Origin of the sequence: Streptomyces sp. AcH 505 (assembly GCF_000818175.1) — a bacterium.
GTDB lineage: Bacteria > Actinomycetota > Actinomycetes > Streptomycetales > Streptomycetaceae > Streptomyces.
The window spans coordinates 4,753,235-4,756,925 of the sequence record NZ_JTIY01000001.1 but is presented as its reverse complement, the minus strand read 5'-3'; the positions used below and the strand labels follow the sequence as shown (position 1 = coordinate 4,756,925).

General features: G+C 72.6%; 4 protein-coding genes. All 4 read right to left on the bottom strand.

The features are described 5' to 3' along the window. Positions 1-60: 60 nt before the first annotated feature. On the bottom strand, positions 61-1,290 hold the full coding sequence (gene mshC / locus HY68_RS21755; protein WP_041991340.1) for a cysteine--1-D-myo-inosityl 2-amino-2-deoxy-alpha-D-glucopyranoside ligase: 1,230 nt from the start codon (positions 1,288-1,290) through the stop codon (positions 61-63). Between the two features lie 104 nt (positions 1,291-1,394). Then, positions 1,395-2,276, bottom strand: a complete 882-nt coding sequence (locus tag HY68_RS21750; protein ID WP_041991338.1) for an SCO1664 family protein — start codon at positions 2,274-2,276, stop codon at positions 1,395-1,397. After that, positions 2,240-2,830: a DUF3090 domain-containing protein gene (locus tag HY68_RS21745; RefSeq protein ID WP_078863714.1), complete on the bottom strand. Its 591-nt coding sequence runs from the start codon at positions 2,828-2,830 to the stop codon at positions 2,240-2,242. Before HY68_RS21745 ends, HY68_RS21750 begins: the two co-directional genes overlap by 37 nt. 123 nt (positions 2,831-2,953) lie before the next feature. Then, complete coding sequence (locus HY68_RS21740) at positions 2,954-3,670, bottom strand: histidine phosphatase family protein (protein WP_041991335.1); 717 nt, start codon at positions 3,668-3,670, stop codon at positions 2,954-2,956. Positions 3,671-3,691: the final 21 nt, after the last annotated feature.

Sequence of the window (3,691 nt, the reverse complement as noted above, 5' to 3'; positions counted from 1 at the left end):
GCGCCTGACGGCGCCGCCCCTCTCCGCGTACGGTCCCGGCACGCGGCCTTGGCTACGGCCTCACAGGGCCACCCCGAGGAGCGCGTCCACGGCGCGGGAGACGACACCGGGGGCGCCCTCCTCCGTACCGCCTTCGGCCTCCTGCGAGCGGGCCCAGCGGTCCACGGCGAGCAGCGCCGACGGGGAGTCCAGGTCGTCGGCGAGGGCGGCCCTGATCTCGTCGACGAGCGCGTCGGCCGACGGGCCGTCAGGACGCGACACCGCGGCCCGCCAGCGGGCGAGTCGCTCCACCGCGTCCTGGAGGATCCGGTCCGTCCACTCCCAGTCGGCCCGGTAGTGGTTGGCGAGCAGCGCGAGCCGGATCGCCGCAGGGTCCACGCCCGCGCGGCGCAGGGTCGAGACGAAGACCAGATTGCCCTTGGACTTGGACATCTTCTCGCCGTCCAGCGCGACCATGCCCGCGTGGACATAGGCACGGGCGAACGGGTGCTCGCCGGTCAGCACCTGGGCGTGGGACGCGCCCATCTCGTGGTGCGGGAAGGCCAGATCGCTGCCGCCGCCCTGGACGTCGAAGGCCATGCCGAGATGGTCCAGCGCGATCGCCACACACTCGATGTGCCAGCCGGGCCTGCCGCGGCCGAGGCTGCCGCCGTCCCAGCTCGGCTCGCCGGGCCGGGCCGCCAGCCACAGGATCGGGTCGAGCGGGTTCTTCTTGCCCGCCCTGTCGGGGTCGCCGCCGCGCTCGGCCGAGAGCAGCCGCATCGCCTCGGCGTCGAGCCGGGACACCTCGCCGAAGTGCGGGTCGGCCGCCACGGAGAAGTAGACGTCGCCTTCGAGTTCGTACGCCGCGCCGGCGTCCCGCAGCCGCTCCACGAGCGGCACGATGCCCGGTATGGCCTCGACGGCGCCGATGTAGTGCTGGGGCGGCAGCATCCGCAGGGCGGTCATGTCCTCGCGGAACAGCGCCGTTTCGCGCTCCGCGAGCGCGACCCAGTCCTCACCGTCGCGCACCGCGCGCTCCAGCAGCGGATCGTCGACATCGGTCACGTTCTGCACATAGTGAACCTGCCGCTTCGTGTCGAGCCACACGCGCTGCACGAGGTCGAACGCGTTGTACGTCGCCGCGTGACCCATATGGGTCGCGTCGTACGGCGTGATGCCGCAGACGTATATGCGGGCGACGGGACCGGGTTCGAGCGTGACGCGGTCACCGGTCGAGGTGTCGTGAATGCTGAGGTCGCGGCCCTTGCCAGGAAGGGCGGGCACCTCGGAAGCGGGCCAGGCATACATGCCTTGAGCGTAACCGGGCGGATGTTCCCGATACGAACCGGACGGCGGCTCCCGGCGATACCGGCCACGTCATGGGCCCGCGGCCCCCGTCGGCGTACCGGCTCTCAGACCGGCGGCCACGGGATCGCGGGCCACTGGCCGGACGGCTCGGGGTGGCGGCCCGTGTGGCGCAGCTCACGTACCCGCGCGCGGACGGCCTCCGTCTCGGCGGGGGTGATCAGCGCGGCCAGCCGGGTGGCCAGCGGGGCGCCTTCGGCCAGCTCGTCCGTCAGCCGGGCCAGCACCGCCAGCGCCTCGTCGGTCAGCGGCTCGCCGGCCCAGCCCCAGAGCAGGGTGCGCAGCTTGTCCTCCACGTTGAAGGTCACGCCGTGGTCGATGGCGTACAACCGCCCGTCGGGGGCGGGCAGCAGGTGGCCGCCCTTGCGGTCGCCGTTGTTGATGACCGCGTCGAGTACGGCGAGGCGGCGCAGCCGCTCGTCGTCTGCGTGCACCAGCAGCGCCGTCCGGTCCTCGCCCACGTCGGCGAGGCCGACGGCCTTCCAGCCCTCGCCGGGCTCGTCGCCCTCGACGAGCGCCAGGAGCGCGCCCGGCTCCTCGGTCTCGGCTTCGCCGTCTCCGTCGGCTTCGGCTTCGGCGTCCTCAGTCTGCGTGTCGATCCAGAGCTGGCACATGCCCTGGCCGTACGGGCCCTCGCGCAGCACGGTGGGCGGCACCAGACCCCAGCCGGTCGCCTCGGAGACCTCGTAGGCCGCGACCTCGCGCTGGGCGAGCGTCCCGTCGGGGAAGTCCCACAGGGGCCGCTCCCCCGCCACGGGCTTGTAGACGCAGTGCGCCTCCTGGCCCTCGTACGCGACGGAGCAGTAGATCACGGCGTTGGACGCCTCGCGGATCTGGCCGCGTACGGTCAGCTCGCCCTTGGTGAGCAGATCCAGCACGGTCACGGTCCCCGTCACGCGTCCCGGCGGTATCCGTTCTGGCGCGGGCATACGTGTCCTTCCGGATCGAGCGGCAGACTGCACAGCGGACACGGCGGCCGGCCCGCGTTGACCACGTCCAGCGCGCGCTTGGCGAACGCCCTGGCCTGGGCCCCGGAGAGCCGTACGCGCAGCATCGGCGGACCGTTCTCGTCGTCCTGGAGCATCCGCTCCTCGGCCTCGGCGAGATCCTCGTCGGTGTCGGCGTCCAGCTCGACCAGCGCCTGGGCCTCGATGATCATGCGCTGCTCGTCGCCGTCCCAGGCCAGCGCCATCGTGCCGACCCTGAACTCCTCCTCGACCGGTGCGTCGAGCGGGGCCGAGTCGGCGACGGCCGGCGAGGCGACGGCGGGTACGGGTGCGTTGCCGCCGGTACGGCGGACGACCTCGTCCAGCAGCTCGTCGATCCGCTCGGCCAACGCCGCCACCTGGGTCTTCTCCAGGGCGACGCTGGTGACGCGCCCTGCGGCGGAAGCCTGCAGGAAGAACGTACGGCGTCCAGGCAGCCCGACCGTACCGGCCACGAAACGGTCCGGTGGGTCGTAGAGGAACACCTGACGGGACAACGTCCTGTCTCCCTTGGGAATCGATGAAGAACGGAAACGAAAACGGAAAGGGGCGGTCCGGGGGGCCCGGGAGGCCCCGGGATCACGCCGCGGACGGCGCGTCCACCCTACTGCGCCGAGCGATCACGGTGCTCCCGCGCCGCCCCCTACAACACCGGCTCCGTCGCTGCCCTTCCCGGCTTCGGCTTCGCTCTCGGCGGAAGCCTCGCGCGGCACGAAGCCGCTGAGGTCGCCCGTGTCGCCCAGCCGCATCACGAAGGGGCGTACCCGGGTGTAGCGGACGGCGGTCACGGAGCAGGGATCGACATGGATCCGCTGGAAGAGATCGAGGTGCATCCCGAGCGCGTCGGCCACCAGGGCCTTGATGATGTCGCCGTGCGAGCACATCAGGAACACGGCGTCCTGGCCGTGCTCCTCCTCCACGCGCGCGTTCCACTCCCGTACGGCTTCGACGGCGCGGGCCTGCATGGCGCGCATCGACTCACCGCCGGGGAAGGCGGCGGCCGAGGGGTGCTGCTGGACGACCTCCATCAGCGGGTCGTCGCTCAGCTCGGCGAGTTTGCGCCCGGTCCAGTCGCCGTAGTGGCACTCGCCGATCCGCTCGTCCTCGCGTACCTGGAGTTCCGGCCTGGCGTCGAGCAGCGGCGCCAGCGTCTCGCGGCAGCGCTGCAACGGGCTGGAGACGACGGCGGCGATCGGTACGCCGTCGAGCCGCCCCGGCAGCGCGGCCGCCTGGGCGGCGCCCCGCTCGTCGAGGGCGACGTCCGGCGTCCAGCCCGCGAGCAGCCCGGCGGTGTTGGCGGTGGACCGTCCGTGACGGACGAGGATCAGCGTGGCCATGCCCGTCAGCCTAACGACCCG

What these genes read in the sequence shown, in the direction of transcription:
- mshC (WP_041991340.1), bottom strand. Translation starts at nt 1,290, where the DNA reads ATGTATGCCTGGCCCGCTTCCGAGGTGCCCGCCCTTCCTGGCAAGGGC.
- HY68_RS21750 (WP_041991338.1), bottom strand. Translation starts at nt 2,276, where the DNA reads ATGCCCGCGCCAGAACGGATACCGCCGGGACGCGTGACGGGGACCGTG.
- HY68_RS21740 (WP_041991335.1), bottom strand. Translation starts at nt 3,670, where the DNA reads ATGGCCACGCTGATCCTCGTCCGTCACGGACGGTCCACCGCCAACACC.